Genomic DNA, 15,145 nt, shown 5'->3' with positions numbered 1-15,145 from the left:
GCGTTGAGTGCCGTTGCCAATCACTTCGAGAACTCGACTCCCTTGCGCCGGTACTAACCGGATCAGGTTCGAGGGTCTGCGGCGGTCCGCACTCTCAGCGCCCACCTGCGGTTCCCCGGCCTGGCCGGGATGCCGACGGCGGCGCTCCCCTGTCGTTGTAAATGGTGGTTTTGGTTCAATTCAGGCGTGTATTTCAGCCCTTGCGGGCGTGGTCAAGTTTACACCTGGCGAGGGGTAGATTGTGGGGCATGAGTGCCAATCCGCCGCATGTGACCGAGTTCGATCCGGATTCCCTCGACACGCAGCCCGAAGGGTCCCTGGAGGCGTTGATCGCCCGCGTCGAAGCGGAGGTCCGGGAGCTGCAGTTCCCCGGGTTTTCCCCGGATGACGCCCTGAACCTTGGCCTCCTCCTCGTGGAACTGGGCAAGGAGCGGGACCATCCCATCGCCATCGACATCACCAAGGGCGATCAAGTCCTCTTCCATGTCGCACTGCCGGGCGCCACGCCTGACAACGGCCACTGGATCCGGGCCAAGCAGCGCACCGCCGCACGGTACGAGGTGCCGTCGCTCCTGGTGGGCCTGCGGGGCCGGCTGGGCGGCGGCCGGATAGAAGACAACGCCTGGTTCGACCAGTCCCGCTACGCCGCGCACGGGGGTGCCTTCCCCATCTTCGTCACGGGAGTGGGAGCGGTGGCAACCGTCGCCGTTTCCGGGCTGCCCCAGGTGCAGGACCACGACCTGGTGGTGGAAGCCCTCCGGGACGTCCTTGGCTCGGCGCTGGAGGTGTAGCTGCCGCTCATTCGTCGAAGTGCGTGGTGATCCCGGCACCCGCGGCCACCGACTCGACGATGGACTGGGCCAGCTCCCGCCGCAGCGGCAACGTAACCGGGCCAGCGGTGTTCCTGCGCGGTGTCCGGCACCAGAACGCTCCGCATCTCCCCCATGACCGTCAGGCACGGTCCCTCCCGGAAAGCGTTCTGCAGTTCATCCCCGGTTCCCGCATGGCTTTAATTACTAAGCCATGCTTACTATATTCCTCCCGGGTTTCGAGGAGGACACGGCCTGGCAGCGCCAGGCACAGGCTCCCCCGCGTTCGTTCCCGGCATCGGCGCGGCAGACCAAGGAGCACCATGAGAATCCCGGAAACCAGAGGACCCGTCAGCAGCGCCCTGTTCAAAGTCCTGGTGCAGGCGCCGGCTTCCTCCGCGGCTGACCTGGACGCACTGCACGCCATGGTGGCGGGACAGCTGGCCCTGGCCGGGGACATCATTGGCCACGAGGACATCCAGCTCTCCCTCTTCAGCCTTTACGAACTCCACTACTCAGGCCTCGACGGCGTCGCCGACGACTGGGAGTGGGAGCCTGGACTGATCCGGATCCGGCGGATGATCGAGGAGCCCTTCGAAAAGGCGCTCCGTGAGGCCGCGCGGAAGGTCGGCCGGGAACACGGCGTTCCGGCCACCGGCGCCTTCACCGGGAGCCGGGTGCCCGGTGGCAATCCAACCAGCGACGACGTCGCCCGGATCCTCTTCGACCTTGCTGCCAGCGACACCGGCCCGAGTGTCTCGCGCTACGTGGCCAGGAAGGCGTCGCTGGAGCAGCTGAAGGAGTTCCTGGTGCACAAATCGGTGTACCAGCTGAAGGAAGCCGATCCGCATACCTGGGCCATTCCCCGCCTCACTGGCCGCGCCAAGGCCGCGCTCGTGGAAATCCAGGCGGACGAGTACGGGGGCGGCCGGCCAGAACGGATGCACAGTGCCCTGTTTGCCCGCACCATGCGCGGCATCGGACTGGATGACTCCTACGGCGCGTACGTTGACGCCGTCCCAGCGGTCTCCCTCGCTTCGGTCAACCTGATGTCGCTGTGCGGATTGAACCGGCGGCTCCGCGGCGCCATCACCGGCCACCTGGCCATCTACGAGATGACGTCCTCCCAGCCCAACCGCTTTTACGGCAACGGCTTCCGCCGCCACGGTTTCGATGCCGGCGTCACGCACTACTTCGATGAACATGTGGAAGCCGACGCCGTGCACGAACAGATCGCCGGCCGGGACCTGGCAGGTGGGCTGGTGGAGGCCGAGCCGGAACTCCTGGGGGATGTCTTGTTCGGTGCCACGGCGGTCATGGCCATCGACAGCCGGCTGTCGGCCCACCTGCTGGGCTCCTGGGAGTCCGGGAAATCATCGCTGCGGGCGGCAGTGCCCGTGGCGGCATGACGCCGCGGCCGCGGCAGGACGCCGAGTACATCCTTCCCCTGCGCTGGGCCGACGAACCCGAGGCCCTGGAATCCGGGAGGCCGAACTCCGGCTGCGCCACCGCGGCAAAGCCCACGCCCGAACCACAGAGGAGCAAATGTGAACCAGGAGCAGCCGGAAACCACGGAAAACGGCGCCGGGGAACCGGCCGCCAGTTCCATTGTGGTGTGCCCCGACGGGCCACTGATTGTCAGGGGCGAGTTTGAGATCGTCACTCCCTCCGGCGGCCCGGTGCCCCGCGACCGCAAAACCGTGGCGTTGTGCCGGTGCGGGGCCTCGGCCATCAAGCCCTACTGCGACGGAACCCACAAGATGATCAAGTTCCGCACGGAGCGCCCCGCGGGATAGGCCACGGCGGGCGGGCCTACCCGGGCGCGCCCGGGTGTACGGCTAGGCTGGAGGCAGTCCGCTTTCCGCTGTCAAGGAGTACTGGGAATGAACCTTTTCATCAAGCTGCTCGGGACCGGGGTGAGCCTCCTCGCAGGCCTGGCCGGAACCAAGCTGGTCAACGGCATCTGGGAAAAGACCACCGGGCAGAAGGCGCCCACCGGCAAGAACGAGGACGTCCCAACGAGCCTGCGTTCGGCCCTGACCTTCGCGTTGATCTCGGCATCGGTCAGCGCCATCATCCAGGTCCTGGCCAACCGCGGCACCCAGCGCGCCATCGCCCGCTTCGCCAAGAGCCAGGACATCGTCTAGGAACTAGCGCGTGCCGCCATCGTCGGAGCTGTCCTTCCGGGCAGCCTCGGCGGCGGCTTTCTGCACTACGGCTTCAAGCTCGTCCGCGCTGAGCAGCTCCCGGTGCAGGTGCTTGGTGCGGTAGCCCGCCCGGCCCACCATGTGTGCGGACACGGGGACGGTGAGGAGCTGGAAGATCCAGGCCACCAGCAGCACCGGCCACACCCACCAGGTCCGCAGCTGCAGGCCGATGGCTGCCAGGAGCAGGAACAGGCCCAGGACCTGGGGCTTGGTGGCTGCGTGCATTCGGGACATCAGGTCGGGGAAGCGCAGCAGGCCGATGGCGGCCGCCAGGGACATCAGTGCACCGACCACCATGAAGACGGCGGAGGCCAGGTCAACCCAGCCGTCCGGACCGGAAAAGTCAGGATTCATTGGGGTCCACCCTCCGGTCGGCAACGAAACGGGCCACCGTGACGGACCCGATGAAACCGATGATGGAAATGGCCACCACCAGCATGAGGTTGTTCAGGTGCCGGTTCACCGCCATATCGATGCACAGGGCGCCGCCCAGGATGGCCAGCAGCACGTCGGCGGCGAGCACCCGGTCCAGCAGCGAGGGGCCGCGGGCGATCCTGATGATCGCTCCGGCGGCAGCCAGGGAGAAGATGGCGGCGGTCACCGCCAGGACTGCGTCCATCACGCGACTGCCTCCTTTCGGACGGCTTCGAGTTCCTCCGGCGTGCCCATGATCCGGATCAGGCCGGCCTCGATGGACCGCACCTCGTTCCGCAGGCTTTCCACGTCCTCGCGGGAGGTGATGTTGATGGCGTGCAGGTACAGGGTGGACGTTGACCTGTCCACCTCCACCACGAGGGATCCGGGAATCAGGGAGATCACGTGCCCCGTGGCGGTGACCAGCAGGTCCTGGTGGCTGCGCAGCCGGACAGCGACGATGGCATTGGTCACCTTTGGCCCTCGGACCACGGCAAGGTAGAACACCTGCGCGCTGGCCACCACCACCTTGCCGAGGAACACCACGGCGAAGGGCACTGCATACAGGATGTTGAACCGGCCGCTGAGCTCCACCGGCGGAAGGTAGAACAGCCGCGCGACGCCCACCGCCAGCAGCGCGCCGAACAGGAGGTTGCCAGGGCTGAAGTCCTGCCACAGGGCCCCCCACACAACCACCAGCCACACCAGCAGCGGCAGCTCCTGGCGCAGGGAAATCCGTTGCCGGCTCATCGTCCTCCTCCCACCACAGGGGCGGCAGGAACGGGGGATCCGTCGCCGAGGACCGCCTGGATGTACGGGGCCCGGTCCAGCATGTCCCGTGCCGCGTGGCCGGACAGCTCGAACAGCGGCCCGGCGAAAACGGTCAGGGCAACCCCGATGACCACCAGGCCCATGGTCGAGCCCACCATGGTGCGCGGCAGCAGCGTCACCGTGTCGTTGGGCTTGGCTCCGGGACCGGAAACCCTCGCCGCCGGTGCGGCAAGGAGCACCGGATCCGGATGCTCGGCGTCGGTGGGCCGGCGCCAGAACGCGCGGTTCCAGACCCGGGCGACGGCCAACAGGGTCAGGAGGCTGGTGACCACGCCGCCGACCACCAGGGCATAGGCAAGCGGCGTCCCCAGTTCCACGCCGGCCTGCAGCAGGCCCACCTTGCCCAGGAACCCGGAAAAGGGCGGAATCCCGGCGAGGTTCATGGCGGGGACGAAGAACAGCAGGGCCAGCAGGGGAGAGAGCTTGGCCAGGCCGCCCAGCCGGTCCACGGAGGAGCTGCCTCCCCGCCGCTCGATCAGGCCGGTCACCAGGAAGAGGCTGGTCTGGATGGTGATGTGGTGGGCCACGTAGAAGACGGCCGCGGCCAGTCCGGCGGCGGAGGACATGGCCAGCCCAAACACCATGTAGCCGATATGGCTGACCAGGGTGAACGAGAGGAGACGCTTGATGTCGCTTTGCGCCAGCGCACCCAGAATGCCCACCACCATGGTGAGCAGTGCCGCCACCATCAGGGGCGTGTTCAGGGCATCGCCCGGGAACAGCAGCGTCTCGGTCCGGACCATCGCATATACGCCCACCTTGGTGAGCAGGCCCGCGAACACGGCGGTGACCGGGGCAGGGGCCGTGGGGTACGAGTCCGGGAGCCAGAAGGACAGCGGGAACACCGCGGCCTTGATGCCGAACGCCACCAGCAGCATGACGTGCAGCAGGGTCCTGGTGCCCTGGTCCAGTTCGCCCAGCTTCATGGCGAGGTCGGCCATGTTGACGGTCCCCGTGGCGCCGTAGACCATGGCGATGGCGATCAGGAACAGCACAGAGGACACCACGGACACCACCACGTAGGTCACGCCGGCCCGGATGCGCGGCCCGGTGCCGCCCAGCGTCATCAGCACGTAGCTTGCCGTCAGCAGGATCTCGAAGCCCACGTAGAGGTTGAAGAGGTCGCCGGACAGGAAGGCGTTGGACACCCCCGCCACCAGGATCAGGTAGGTGGGGTGGAAGATCGAGACCGGGGCATCCTGGTCGCCGTCGGCCATGCCCTGCCCGGTGGCGTACACCAGCACGGCCAGGCTCACCGCGGAGGAAACCACCAGCATCAGCGAGGAGAACTGGTCCACCACCATCACGATGCCCCAGGGCGGCAGCCAGCCGCCGATGGTCACTGCGGCGGTCCCGCTCTCCCACGCCGAGGCCAGCAGCAGGCATTCAAGCGCCAGGGTCAGGGACAGCAGCGCGATGCTGACCGCGCGCTGGGCGCGGGAGTGCCGGATCAGCAGGAAGGTCAGGGCGGCGCCCAGGATGGGAAGTACGACGGCGAGCGGAGCCAGGGCTGCGATGTTCACTGTCCGCCTCCTTCCGGGCTGGCTTCCATCGGGCGGGGATCGACGTTGAGTGATCCGGGCTGTTCCTCCGCCGCGGCGTCCTCGGCGGGCATTTCGCGGGCGCCCGCCGTGACTGTTGCCAGCGGAAACTCGGACGTCTCGGCCGGGACCTCGGCGTCGTCCTCGGCGTCGAAGCTGGGGGTTTCGGCCACCCGGAGGTCTTCCACGTCGTCCTGGATGTCGTCCTGGCGCGCCAGCACCCAGGTGCGGTAGATGATGCCGAGCATGAACGCCGTGACGGCGAAGGAGATCACGATCGACGTCAGGATCAGGGCCTGCGGCAGTGGGTCGTTGTAGTCCTGGGCCGCGATGTCCTTGGAGAACAGCGGGGCCAGGCCCGCGTAGCCGCCGGTTGCCAGGATCAGCAGGTTGGTGGCGTTGGCCAGCAGCATCAGCCCCAGCAGCACACGGGTCAGGCTGCGCTCGAGGATCAGGTAGATTCCGCACGCGTACAGGGCACCCATGACGATCAGGAGGGTCAGGTTGATGCTCATGCTTTGCCCTTTGCGGTGGTCTCGGCAGGCATCCCGCCCGGTTCCTCTTCCTGTTGCAATACTGGTGCGGCTTCGCCCTGGTGCCCCGAGCCTGCTGAGCGTTCCTCGAAATGCTCGTCGATTTCGGCGCCGAGGCTCCGCAGGACGTCCAGCACCAGGCCGACCACCACGATGTACACGCCGATGTCGAAGATGGTGGAGGTGACGAACTTGATGTCCCCGAACACCGGAAGCCAGATTTCGATGATGGCGGACTGGAACACCTGGCCGCCCAGCAGCAGGGGCATTACGCCGGACACGGCTGCCAGTGCCAGGCCGGAACCCAGCAGGGCGCCGGCGCTCAGGGGCGCGGCCTCCCGGAGTTCGAACCGGCCGCCGGCCAGGTAACGCATGGTGAGGGCCAGGCCCGCGGTGAGCCCGCCCGCGAAGCCGCCGCCGGGCAGGTTGTGGCCGGCCAGCAGCAGGTAAAGCGAGAAGATGATCATCGAGTGGAAGATCAGCCGGGTGACCACTTCGAAGATGATGGACCGCCGTTCCGGGGCCAGCGTGCGTCCGGCCACGATCCAGGGGTCGCGCGCCGCGGCCGCGAACTTCCGGCTGACGGCCAGCGCTGCGCCGTCGCGGGAGCCGGGATCCACCCCGTGGAAGCGGCCCACGGTGCCCTCGGCAACGGACGCGGAGGACTGCAGCCGCTTACCGCGGCCGCGCACGAAGATCAGGCTTGCCACGCCGGTGGCGGCGAGCGCCAGGACGCTGATTTCCCCGAAGGTGTCCCAGGCGCGGATGTCCACCAGGGTCACGTTGACCACGTTCAGCCCGCCGCCGCCTTCGTAGGCCAGCTGCGGAAACTGCAGTGATACGGGAATGGCGGTGCGGGCGCCCATGGCGAAGATCGCGGCGAACACCATGGTCACGCCGAACCCCAGCCCGATGATCACGCGCAGCACCCGGTACTTGCCGCCGGTACGGTCGCGGAGTTCAGCGGGAAGGCTGCGCATGGCCAGCACGAACGCCACCAGGATGATGGTCTCCACGAGCATCTGGGTCAGGGCCAGGTCCGGGGCGCCCTGGAGGGCGAACAGCAGCGCGATGCCGTAGCCGGTGACGGACACCATCAGCACGGCAAGGAAGCGTTTGTTGGCCCGGACGGCGGCTAGGGCTCCGATGACGATTCCCACGCCGGCCACCAGCTGCAGCGGGGAGTTGGGATCCACCAGGTAGATGTCCGCCGGCAGGTCCTTGCGGGCCAGCAGGATCACGGAGAGCGGCAGCACGAACGCCACGCTGAGGATCACGGCAAGGTAGTAGTACAGCGAACCGCGCTGGGTGCGGCCGGTGATCCAGACGGCGGCGTCGTCCAGCGCGCCGATGGTGAGCTGGTAGGCGCGGTCGCCGTCCACCCACGCGGGGACCAGGGACTGCGCGCGGGCCACCGCGCTGCGCCAAAAGTACATGGCGGCGCCCAGGACGAAGGTGACGGCCGTCAGCCCAAGCGCGGGGGTGAAGCCGTGCCACAGCGCAAGGTGGCCGGCCTGCTCACCGGGAGTGCCGGCGTCGGGCGCTGTGGAGGCGAACAGCGCCGCGTACGGCTGGATCCACGCGTCAGCGGGCACCGGCCAGAGCCCGTACACGATGGTGAGGAGGCTGAGGATGGCGGGAGCGGCGAGGAAGGAGGGCCTGATGGCCTTGAACGGAGTGGGTTCCACTCCCGGCTTGAGGGCGAACGCGCCCCACATGAAGCGGGCGCTGTAGGCGAAGGTGAGGACGGAGCCCAGCACCAGGCCAACCAGGACCACCATGCCCCAGGGGCCGGACTGCGCGTCTTTGGCATGGTGCACGAACGCTTCCAGCACCGATTCCTTGGCCACGAAACCGCCCATCAGGGGAACGCCCGCCATGGACGCGGCACCGATGGCAGCCACGATGCCCAGCGCGCGCGAGGAGCGGAAGACGCCGGAGAGCTTCCGGACGTCCCGGGTGCCGGACTGGTGGTCAATGATGCCCACTACCAGGAAGAGCGTCGCCTTGAACAGGCCGTGGGCCAGCAGCATGGCCAGGCCGGCCAGCGCGGCGTCCGGCGTTCCCAGGCCCACCGCCATGGTGAGGAAGCCAAGCTGGCTGACGGTGCCGTAGGCGAGGATGAGCTTGATGTCGGTCTGCCGCAGCGCCCGGTAGCCGCCTACCAGCATGGTGGCCAGGCCCAGCCCCAGGACCACGGGCTGCCAGTACAGCGTCTCCGAGAACCCCGGGGCCAGGCGCGCCACCAGGTAGATGCCGGCCTTGACCATTGCGGCGGCGTGCAGGTAGGCGCTGACAGGGGTGGGTGCGGCCATGGCGCCTGGCAGCCAGAAGTGGAACGGGACCAGTGCGGACTTGGTGATGGCACCGACCAGGATGAGTACGACGGCGGCGCCTGCCACCGCGCCGTCCGTCCCGGCAGCCAGCGTGGAGGCCTGGTCCAGGATGCTGGAGATGCGGTAGGTTCCGGCGGCATGGCCGAGCATGATGAGGCCCACCAGCATCGCCAGGCCGCCCGCCGTGGTGACCATCAGGGCCTGCAATGCGGACCGGCGGGCCGCCAGCCGGGTTCGGGCAAAGCCGATCAGGAGGTAGGACAGGATGGTGGTCAGTTCCCAGAAGATGAACAGCAGCAGGAGGTCATCCGCCACCACCAGGCCGAACATGGCACCGGCGAAGGCCAGCAGCTGGGCGCCGAACGCGCCAAGATCCTGGTCCTTCTTTTTGAAGTAGCGTGCGCAGTACACCAGCACCAGGGAACCGACGCCGAGGACCAGCAGGGACATGACCCAGGCCAGCGCGTCCATCCGGAAAGCGAGCTCGAGACGCAGCCCGGGAATCCACTCGAAGACCTCTGCCACCGCCCCGGATCCGGAATAGACGGGGCCGTGCTGGAAGAGGAGCCACCCGAAGGACGCCGCGGGAACGGCGGCCAGTGCGTAGAAGGCGTTCCGCCCCCAGGCCCTGAAGAGGAAGGGCACCAGGACAGCCACCGAAAAGTGCACGGCAAGGACTGTTATCACTGGTGTCTCCGCAACGTCAGGGATTCGATTGTCAAAAGTTGGAGCAGGCGGCAAAAAAGTTGGATCCGGGAGAGGCCAGTTTATCAAGGCTCCTGCGCTGCCTGCCGCGCCGGGGCCCCCGCAAGCCGGTGAATTCCCCGGCGTCAGGGGCCCGGCGTCCGCCAGGTGTTCGCCACGGGCGGATACTATGCAGCCTATGAACAGCGCCAGCGCTCCCGGGGCGATGCGGCCCGCCTCGGAACTCGAAGCCGGAACCCCCTCCACCAGGGGGCAGGTCCTGGCCTGGGCCTCCTGGGACTGGGGATCCGCCGCCTTCAACGCCGTGATGACCACCTTTGTCTTCACCGTGTACCTGACGTCCAGCGCCTTCGGCGGCGAGGACAGCGCCTCGGCGGTCCTGGGTGCGGCCCTGGCGGTGGCCGGCTTCGCCATCGCACTGCTGGCACCGGTCACCGGCCAGCGTTCGGATGCCGGGGGGCGGCGCAAGCTGTGGCTGGGGGTCAACTCCGCCGCCGTCGCCGTCCTCACGGGACTGTGCTTCTTCGTGTTCCCGCGGCCGGAATTCCTGCTCCTTGGCGTATCCCTGATCGCATTGGGCAACGTCTTCTTCGAATTCGCCGGCGTCAACTACAACGCCATGCTCGCCCAGGTCTCCACGCCGCGGAACATCGGAAAGGTCAGCGGCCTTGGCTGGGGCGCCGGCTACCTGGGCGGCATCGTGGCCCTCCTGGCCGTCCTGCAGCTCTTCGTCCAGCCGGTTTTCCAGTGGTTCGGCGCGTCCACCCAGGACAGCCTCAACATCCGGCTGGTGGCTGTCTTCTCCGCCCTGTGGTTCTTTGTCTTCGCGCTCCCTGTCCTCTTCGCGGTCCCCGAACTGCCGCGGACCCCGCAGGCCCGGCGCCTCGGATTCCTGGCCAGCTACGGCCTCCTGTTCCGGCGGATCAAGGCGATCTACGCCACCAGCCCGCACACCATCTACTTCCTGCTGGCCAGCGCCGTGTTCCGTGACGGCCTGGCCGCTGTCTTCACCTTCGGCGGCATCATCGCGGCCGGGACCTTCGGCTTCACGCTGTCGCAGGTCATTTTCTTCGCCATCTTCGGGAACGTCGTGGCGGCCGTCGGCGCCGTGGCCGGCGGCTTCCTGGACGACAAGGTGGGCCCGAAGGCCGTGATCGCAGGCTCCCTGGCGGGACTGCTCGTGGCCGGCACCGCGATCCTGCTCCTGGGCAACGGCACCTACACCTTCTTGGGCATGGACTGGGCCGGCAGCACCACGTTCTGGGTGTTCGGGCTGTTCCTCTGCCTGTTCGTGGGCCCCGCCCAGTCATCCTCCCGCGCCTACCTCGCCCGGCTCGCCCCGCACGGTGAGTCAGGCGAACTCTTCGGGCTGTACGCGACCACCGGCCGCGCGGTCAGTTTCCTGGCACCGGCCCTGTTTACCTTGTGCATCACCGTGGCCACACCGCTGGTGCCGGCAGGAGAGGCGCAGCGCTGGGGCATCCTGGGGATCATGGCGGTGCTCCTGGCCGGGCTCCTGGTCCTGCTGCCGGTGAAATCGCCGGACAAAGCCCCGATTGCGGTGGTTCCCGTCAGCTGACGGCGCGGCTGTTCGCCCTTGGAACACACCCCCGCCAGGTCTTGCCCGGCAGACTAGGCTGGAACCATGAACGTGGAAGAAACCAACCTTCCGGGCCTCGGCCGGCGCAAGGACTTCATGACAGCCTCCGGCCGCCGGATCGGCGTCGTGGAGCGGTGGGAAGGCCAGACGGAACTCATCGTTTCCACCTGGGACGACCCCGATACCTGCCAGGCGTCGATCCCGCTGACCAGCGACGAAGCCGCCACCCTCGGGAACCTCCTGGGCGGCCAGCACCTGGCCATGAAACTCACGGAAGAGCACAAGGACGTGCCCGGCATCGTCACCCGGCAGTTCTCCATCGCCGCGGATTCCCCGTTCCAGAACCAGCCCATGGGCAAGGCCTGCATCCGTACCCGGTGCGGCGTCTCAATCGTGGCAATCATGCGCGAAGGTGAGGTCCTGCCCTCGCCGGGGCCCGACGTCGTGCTCCACCCCGGCGACCTCTTGGTGGCGGTGGGTACCCAGGAAGGCCTCGACTCGGCTGCCAATATCCTGCGCCACGGCTAAATCCCATGGACCCGTTGGCCCTGACCCTCATCGAACTGGGGGCCGTTGTGTTCTGCCTCGGCCTCCTGGCCCGGCTGGCCGGACGGATCGGAATGTCCCCCATCCCGCTCTACCTCCTGGGCGGCCTGGCGTTTGGCGCTGGCGGCATCGTCAAGCTCGAAGGTATGCACGAGTTCGCACATCTCTCCGGCGAAATCGGCGTCATCCTCCTGCTGCTCATGCTCGGACTGGAATATACGGCCGCTGAGCTGTTCACGGGGCTGCGCCGCTCGTGGCAGGCCGGCGTCCTTGACCTGGTCCTGAACTTCGTCCCGGGCGCAGCACTTGCCCTGACCCTGCACTGGGGTTTCGTCGGCGCCATGGTGATGGGCGGGGTCACGTACATTTCCTCGTCCGGCATCGCCGCGAAGGTCATCACGGACCTGGGCCGGTTGGGCAACCGCGAAACGCCCGTGGTGCTGTCCATCCTGGTGTTCGAGGACCTCGCCATGGCCGTTTACCTGCCCATCCTCACGGCCACCCTCGCAGGCGTAAGTTTCCTGGGCGGCCTGACCACCGTGGGAATCGCCCTGGCCGTGGTGAGCCTGGTCCTGATGGTAGCGCTGCGGCACGGGCACCACGTCTCCAAGGCCGTCCACAGCGAAAACTCCGAGGTCTTCCTGCTCAACGTCCTCGGGGCGGCCCTGCTGGTGGCGGGCGCGGCGTCCGCGATGCAGGTGTCCGCCGCGGTGGGCGCCTTCATGCTGGGCATCGCCATTTCCGGGTCCACGGCGCACAGCGCCACGCGCATCCTTGAACCCCTGCGGGACCTGTTCGCGGCCATCTTCTTCGTGGCCTTCGGGCTCAACACCGATCCCGCCACCATCCCGCCGGTACTCGGCTGGGCGCTGGTCCTGGCGGTAGCCACGGCGGCCACCAAGATGGCCACCGGCATCTGGGCGGCAAAGCGCGCCGGGATTGCCCGGCCGGGCCGCTTCCGTGCCGGCGCCGCACTCGTGGCCCGCGGCGAATTCTCGATAGTCATCGCCGGCCTGGCCGTGGCCTCGGGAGCGGTCCCGCGCGAACTCGCGGCACTGGCCACCACCTATGTGCTGATCATGGCCGTGATGGGCCCGCTGGCCGCCCGCTACGTGGAACCGCTGACCAAGGCATTCGCCAGGAAGCCGGCGGTCGCCGCGCAGGCGTAATGCCCGGCTAGATGCTGGTGCGGTGGAAGTTCAGGTGGCTGCGGCTGGCGGTGGGACCGCGCTGGCCCTGGTAGCGGTTGCCGTACTCGCCCTGGCCGTAGGGGAACTCCGCGGCGGAACTCAGCCGGAAGAAGCACAGCTGGCCAATCTTCATGCCCGGCCACAGCTTGATGGGCAGGGTGGCCATGTTGGAGAGCTCAAGGGTCACGTGGCCGGAGAAACCGGGGTCGATGAAGCCGGCCGTGGAGTGCGTCAGCAGTCCCAGGCGGCCCAGGGAGGACTTGCCTTCCAGGCGGGCGGCGATGTCATCGGGCAGGGTGACCGTCTCGTACGTTGAACCCAGGACAAATTCCCCGGGGTGCAGGATGAAGGCCTCGTCCTGCTCCACTTCCACCAGGCGCGTCAGCTCGGGCTGCTCCTGGGCGGGGTCGATGTGCGCGTACTTGTGGTTGTCGAACAGCCGGAAGAATTTGTCGATCCGGACATCCACCGACGACGGCTGCACCATCGCGGGTTCGAAGGGTTCCAGCACGATCCGCTGGGAGTCAATTTCGGCACGAATGTCGCGGTCAGAGATCAGCACCGTCCCAAATTACCGTATCGGTTATCCCCAACCCCATTTTCCCGTTGTTGCTGTAGCCCACTGGGGCTAATGTTGCCAGTGATAGCCGCCGGATGGTCTCCCGGATGGCATAACAGAGCTGGGGATGTTGTGAATAGATTGGTTGCACCCTCTTTTATTGGCGTGCTCTGTGCGTTGGCGCTGGTCTCGACGTCCGCCTCCGCACCGCTGCAGACGCTCCATGGCGAGCCGGCCGGAGCGCAGGGCATCTCCCTGGCGGCACCGATAGTGAACGGCGACGGCACGGCCGCGGGCAGTACAGGGTCAGCGATGGCGCCGCTCTCTCCGGCCGTGGACCCGGACATCCTGGCCGCCCAGCCGGGCGTTCCAGTCCCTGCCGGCCCGGGCACGACGGAAGCCGCAGCCCCGGCTCCCGGGCCATCCGCCCCGGCGCCGGCACCGACGACACCGCTGGCCACCACAACGGAGGCCGCACCCCCGGCCCCCGAAACAGTGTCCATTCCTCCGCTGTGGGCACCGGACAACGAACTGGCATCACCTCCCACGCCCCGGCTGGCCGCCCCGGAATCCGCCACGGGAGTTCCCACCACGGAAGCCCTCGTTCCCGACAGCAACGCGGCAGCCATCCTCACCGTGTTCACCAAGATCAACGAGTACCGGGTGGCCAACGGGCTGAACAAGGTGAAGTACCACCCCACCGTGGCTGGCATGTCGCAGGAGTGGTCGGACAGCATCGCCACCCGAGAGGTGATCGAGCACCGGGCCAGCTTCTGGACCGACCCGCGCGCGCTGAACCCCACCAACGGCGCCGGCGAGGTGATCGCCATCCGCACGGACCGTGATGCCGCCCAGCTGGTGGAGTGGTGGAAGGGTTCCCCGGGCCACAACGCGATGCTGCTGGATCCCCGCTTCAATGTGATGGGCGCCGGCATTTCCTACACCAACTCCACCTACCAGATCTGGGGGGTGGTGAACTTCTTCGGCTACACCACGCTGCCGGCCGGCACCCTCGACTCCCCGGGCGGCCCGGGGTCCGGCACGGCTTTCCCGGCGCCGCCGCCCAGCCTCTGCGACGCCCCCGTCAAGCACATGCCGCCCACCCTGAACCTTTCGGCCGCCGCCATCACCGGCCCGGCAGACCTTGTCTCGGTGGACTCCGCAGGGCAGCTTCTGAACCGGGCGTCCACCGGGCCCCGTACCTACGCCGCCGCGAAAGTGATCGGCTCGGGCTTCACCGGCGCCAAGGAAGTCTTCGTGACCGACTGGGACCGGGACGGGGCGTACGACGTCCTCACCCAGTGGACCAACGGCAACCTGACCCTGCACCGCGGCGTTGCCACCGGAGGGTTCCAGGCACCGGTCACCCTCGGCGCGGGCGGGTGGAACACGCTGACTCTGGCCGTGGGCGGCTGGTGCGCGAACAACAGGATGCCCCAGATCCTGGCATTGGACGGCTACGGAAACCTGTTCCTTTACCCGAACAAGGGAACCGGGGACCTCGCCGAGCGCGCAACAGTGGCCACCGGCATTTCCGCTTCCCGGCTGTCCATGGTGGATTACGACGCCGACGGGTTCCAGGACCTCCTGGCCCTCAGGGCGGACGGTTACGTGCAGCTGTACCGCGGCTGGGGCACCACGGCGCTGCGGGCCGAGACCCGCCCCACCGTGGCCACCGGCTGGACGGACGTTACCGGCATCCGGCCGCTGCGGAGTGCTACCGGCCTGAACTCCACGGGCGTGGCCCTGCGCAGGGCCAACGACGTAGTGCAGTACTGGGACCTGACCGGCGGAAGCCTCGCATCGCCGTCGACCATTGCCGGTCCCTGGGCCGGGCAGCGGCTGGCGCAATAAGCGCCGCGGTACGGTTCCGG

General features: G+C 67.9%; 15 protein-coding genes and 1 riboswitch. Of the genes, 8 read left to right on the top strand and 7 right to left on the bottom strand.

What is annotated here, in order from left to right; all coding sequences use genetic code 11:
- Positions 1 to 21: 21 nt before the first annotated feature.
- A riboswitch (TPP riboswitch) is annotated at positions 22 to 161 on the bottom strand.
- A gap of 87 nt (positions 162 to 248) precedes the next feature.
- From AC2JAJ_RS09450 to AC2JAJ_RS09435, 4 genes are all read left to right on the top strand, one after another.
- Positions 249 to 791: a heme-degrading domain-containing protein gene (locus AC2JAJ_RS09450; protein WP_486416068.1), complete on the top strand. Its 543-nt coding sequence runs from the start codon at positions 249 to 251 to the stop codon at positions 789 to 791.
- A gap of 341 nt (positions 792 to 1,132) precedes the next feature.
- Complete coding sequence (locus tag AC2JAJ_RS09445) at positions 1,133 to 2,218, top strand: iron-containing redox enzyme family protein (RefSeq protein WP_486416069.1); 1,086 nt, start codon at positions 1,133 to 1,135, stop codon at positions 2,216 to 2,218.
- Between the two features lie 138 nt (positions 2,219 to 2,356).
- On the top strand, positions 2,357 to 2,605 hold the full coding sequence (locus AC2JAJ_RS09440; RefSeq protein ID WP_221387403.1) for a CDGSH iron-sulfur domain-containing protein: 249 nt from the start codon (positions 2,357 to 2,359) through the stop codon (positions 2,603 to 2,605).
- 87 nt (positions 2,606 to 2,692) lie between these two features.
- Positions 2,693 to 2,956 (top strand): DUF4235 domain-containing protein, encoded by a 264-nt coding sequence (locus AC2JAJ_RS09435; protein WP_221387402.1) that lies wholly within the window; start codon positions 2,693 to 2,695, stop codon positions 2,954 to 2,956.
- 3 nt (positions 2,957 to 2,959) lie between these two features.
- Here AC2JAJ_RS09435 and mnhG read toward each other — a convergent pair whose 3' ends face one another.
- The 6 genes from mnhG to AC2JAJ_RS09405 are packed head-to-tail and all read right to left on the bottom strand — an operon-like array spanning position 2,960 to position 9,358.
- Complete coding sequence (gene mnhG / locus AC2JAJ_RS09430; RefSeq protein ID WP_473695429.1) at positions 2,960 to 3,370, bottom strand: monovalent cation/H(+) antiporter subunit G; 411 nt, start codon at positions 3,368 to 3,370, stop codon at positions 2,960 to 2,962.
- On the bottom strand, positions 3,360 to 3,638 hold the full coding sequence (locus tag AC2JAJ_RS09425) for an MrpF/PhaF family protein (protein ID WP_486416070.1): 279 nt from the start codon (positions 3,636 to 3,638) through the stop codon (positions 3,360 to 3,362). The genes mnhG and AC2JAJ_RS09425 overlap by 11 nt, the downstream gene beginning before the upstream one ends.
- On the bottom strand, positions 3,635 to 4,180 hold the full coding sequence (locus AC2JAJ_RS09420; protein ID WP_486416071.1) for a Na+/H+ antiporter subunit E: 546 nt from the start codon (positions 4,178 to 4,180) through the stop codon (positions 3,635 to 3,637). Before AC2JAJ_RS09420 ends, AC2JAJ_RS09425 begins: the two co-directional genes overlap by 4 nt.
- On the bottom strand, positions 4,177 to 5,784 hold the full coding sequence (locus AC2JAJ_RS09415) for a Na+/H+ antiporter subunit D (protein ID WP_486416072.1): 1,608 nt from the start codon (positions 5,782 to 5,784) through the stop codon (positions 4,177 to 4,179). The genes AC2JAJ_RS09420 and AC2JAJ_RS09415 overlap by 4 nt, the downstream gene beginning before the upstream one ends.
- Positions 5,781 to 6,317: a Na(+)/H(+) antiporter subunit C gene (locus AC2JAJ_RS09410; RefSeq protein ID WP_221387397.1), complete on the bottom strand. Its 537-nt coding sequence runs from the start codon at positions 6,315 to 6,317 to the stop codon at positions 5,781 to 5,783. The genes AC2JAJ_RS09415 and AC2JAJ_RS09410 overlap by 4 nt, the downstream gene beginning before the upstream one ends.
- Entirely contained in the window at positions 6,314 to 9,358 is a 3,045-nt protein-coding gene (locus tag AC2JAJ_RS09405) for a Na+/H+ antiporter subunit A (protein ID WP_486416073.1), read from the bottom strand. Before AC2JAJ_RS09405 ends, AC2JAJ_RS09410 begins: the two co-directional genes overlap by 4 nt.
- A 196-nt stretch (positions 9,359 to 9,554) precedes the next feature.
- Here AC2JAJ_RS09405 and AC2JAJ_RS09400 point away from each other — a divergent pair, with 196 nt between their 5' ends.
- From AC2JAJ_RS09400 to AC2JAJ_RS09390, 3 genes are all read left to right on the top strand, one after another.
- Entirely contained in the window at positions 9,555 to 10,955 is a 1,401-nt protein-coding gene (locus tag AC2JAJ_RS09400; RefSeq protein ID WP_486416074.1) for an MFS transporter, read from the top strand.
- A 66-nt stretch (positions 10,956 to 11,021) separates the two neighbouring features.
- Positions 11,022 to 11,504, top strand: a complete 483-nt coding sequence (locus AC2JAJ_RS09395; protein ID WP_221387394.1) for a cation:proton antiporter regulatory subunit — start codon at positions 11,022 to 11,024, stop codon at positions 11,502 to 11,504.
- A 5-nt stretch (positions 11,505 to 11,509) separates the two neighbouring features.
- Positions 11,510 to 12,691 carry a cation:proton antiporter gene (locus AC2JAJ_RS09390; protein WP_221387393.1) on the top strand — a complete coding sequence of 394 codons (1,182 nt, stop codon included), beginning with the start codon at positions 11,510 to 11,512 and terminating at the stop codon, positions 12,689 to 12,691.
- A 7-nt stretch (positions 12,692 to 12,698) separates the two neighbouring features.
- Here AC2JAJ_RS09390 and dcd read toward each other — a convergent pair whose 3' ends face one another.
- Positions 12,699 to 13,274, bottom strand: coding sequence for a dCTP deaminase (dcd, locus tag AC2JAJ_RS09385; RefSeq protein ID WP_221387392.1), 576 nt, complete (start codon positions 13,272 to 13,274; stop codon positions 12,699 to 12,701).
- Between the two features lie 162 nt (positions 13,275 to 13,436).
- On the opposite strand from dcd, the gene AC2JAJ_RS09380 reads away from it, so the two are divergent.
- The gene (locus AC2JAJ_RS09380) at positions 13,437 to 15,125 is read left to right on the top strand and encodes a CAP domain-containing protein (RefSeq protein WP_486416075.1); all 1,689 of its coding nucleotides are present in this window, start codon (positions 13,437 to 13,439) and stop codon (positions 15,123 to 15,125) included.
- Positions 15,126 to 15,145: the final 20 nt, after the last annotated feature.

Source organism: Arthrobacter sp. MOO21 (assembly GCF_057369995.2).
The sequence above is the reverse complement of the archived record's forward strand: the minus strand, read 5'-3'. Positions and strand labels throughout refer to the sequence as shown.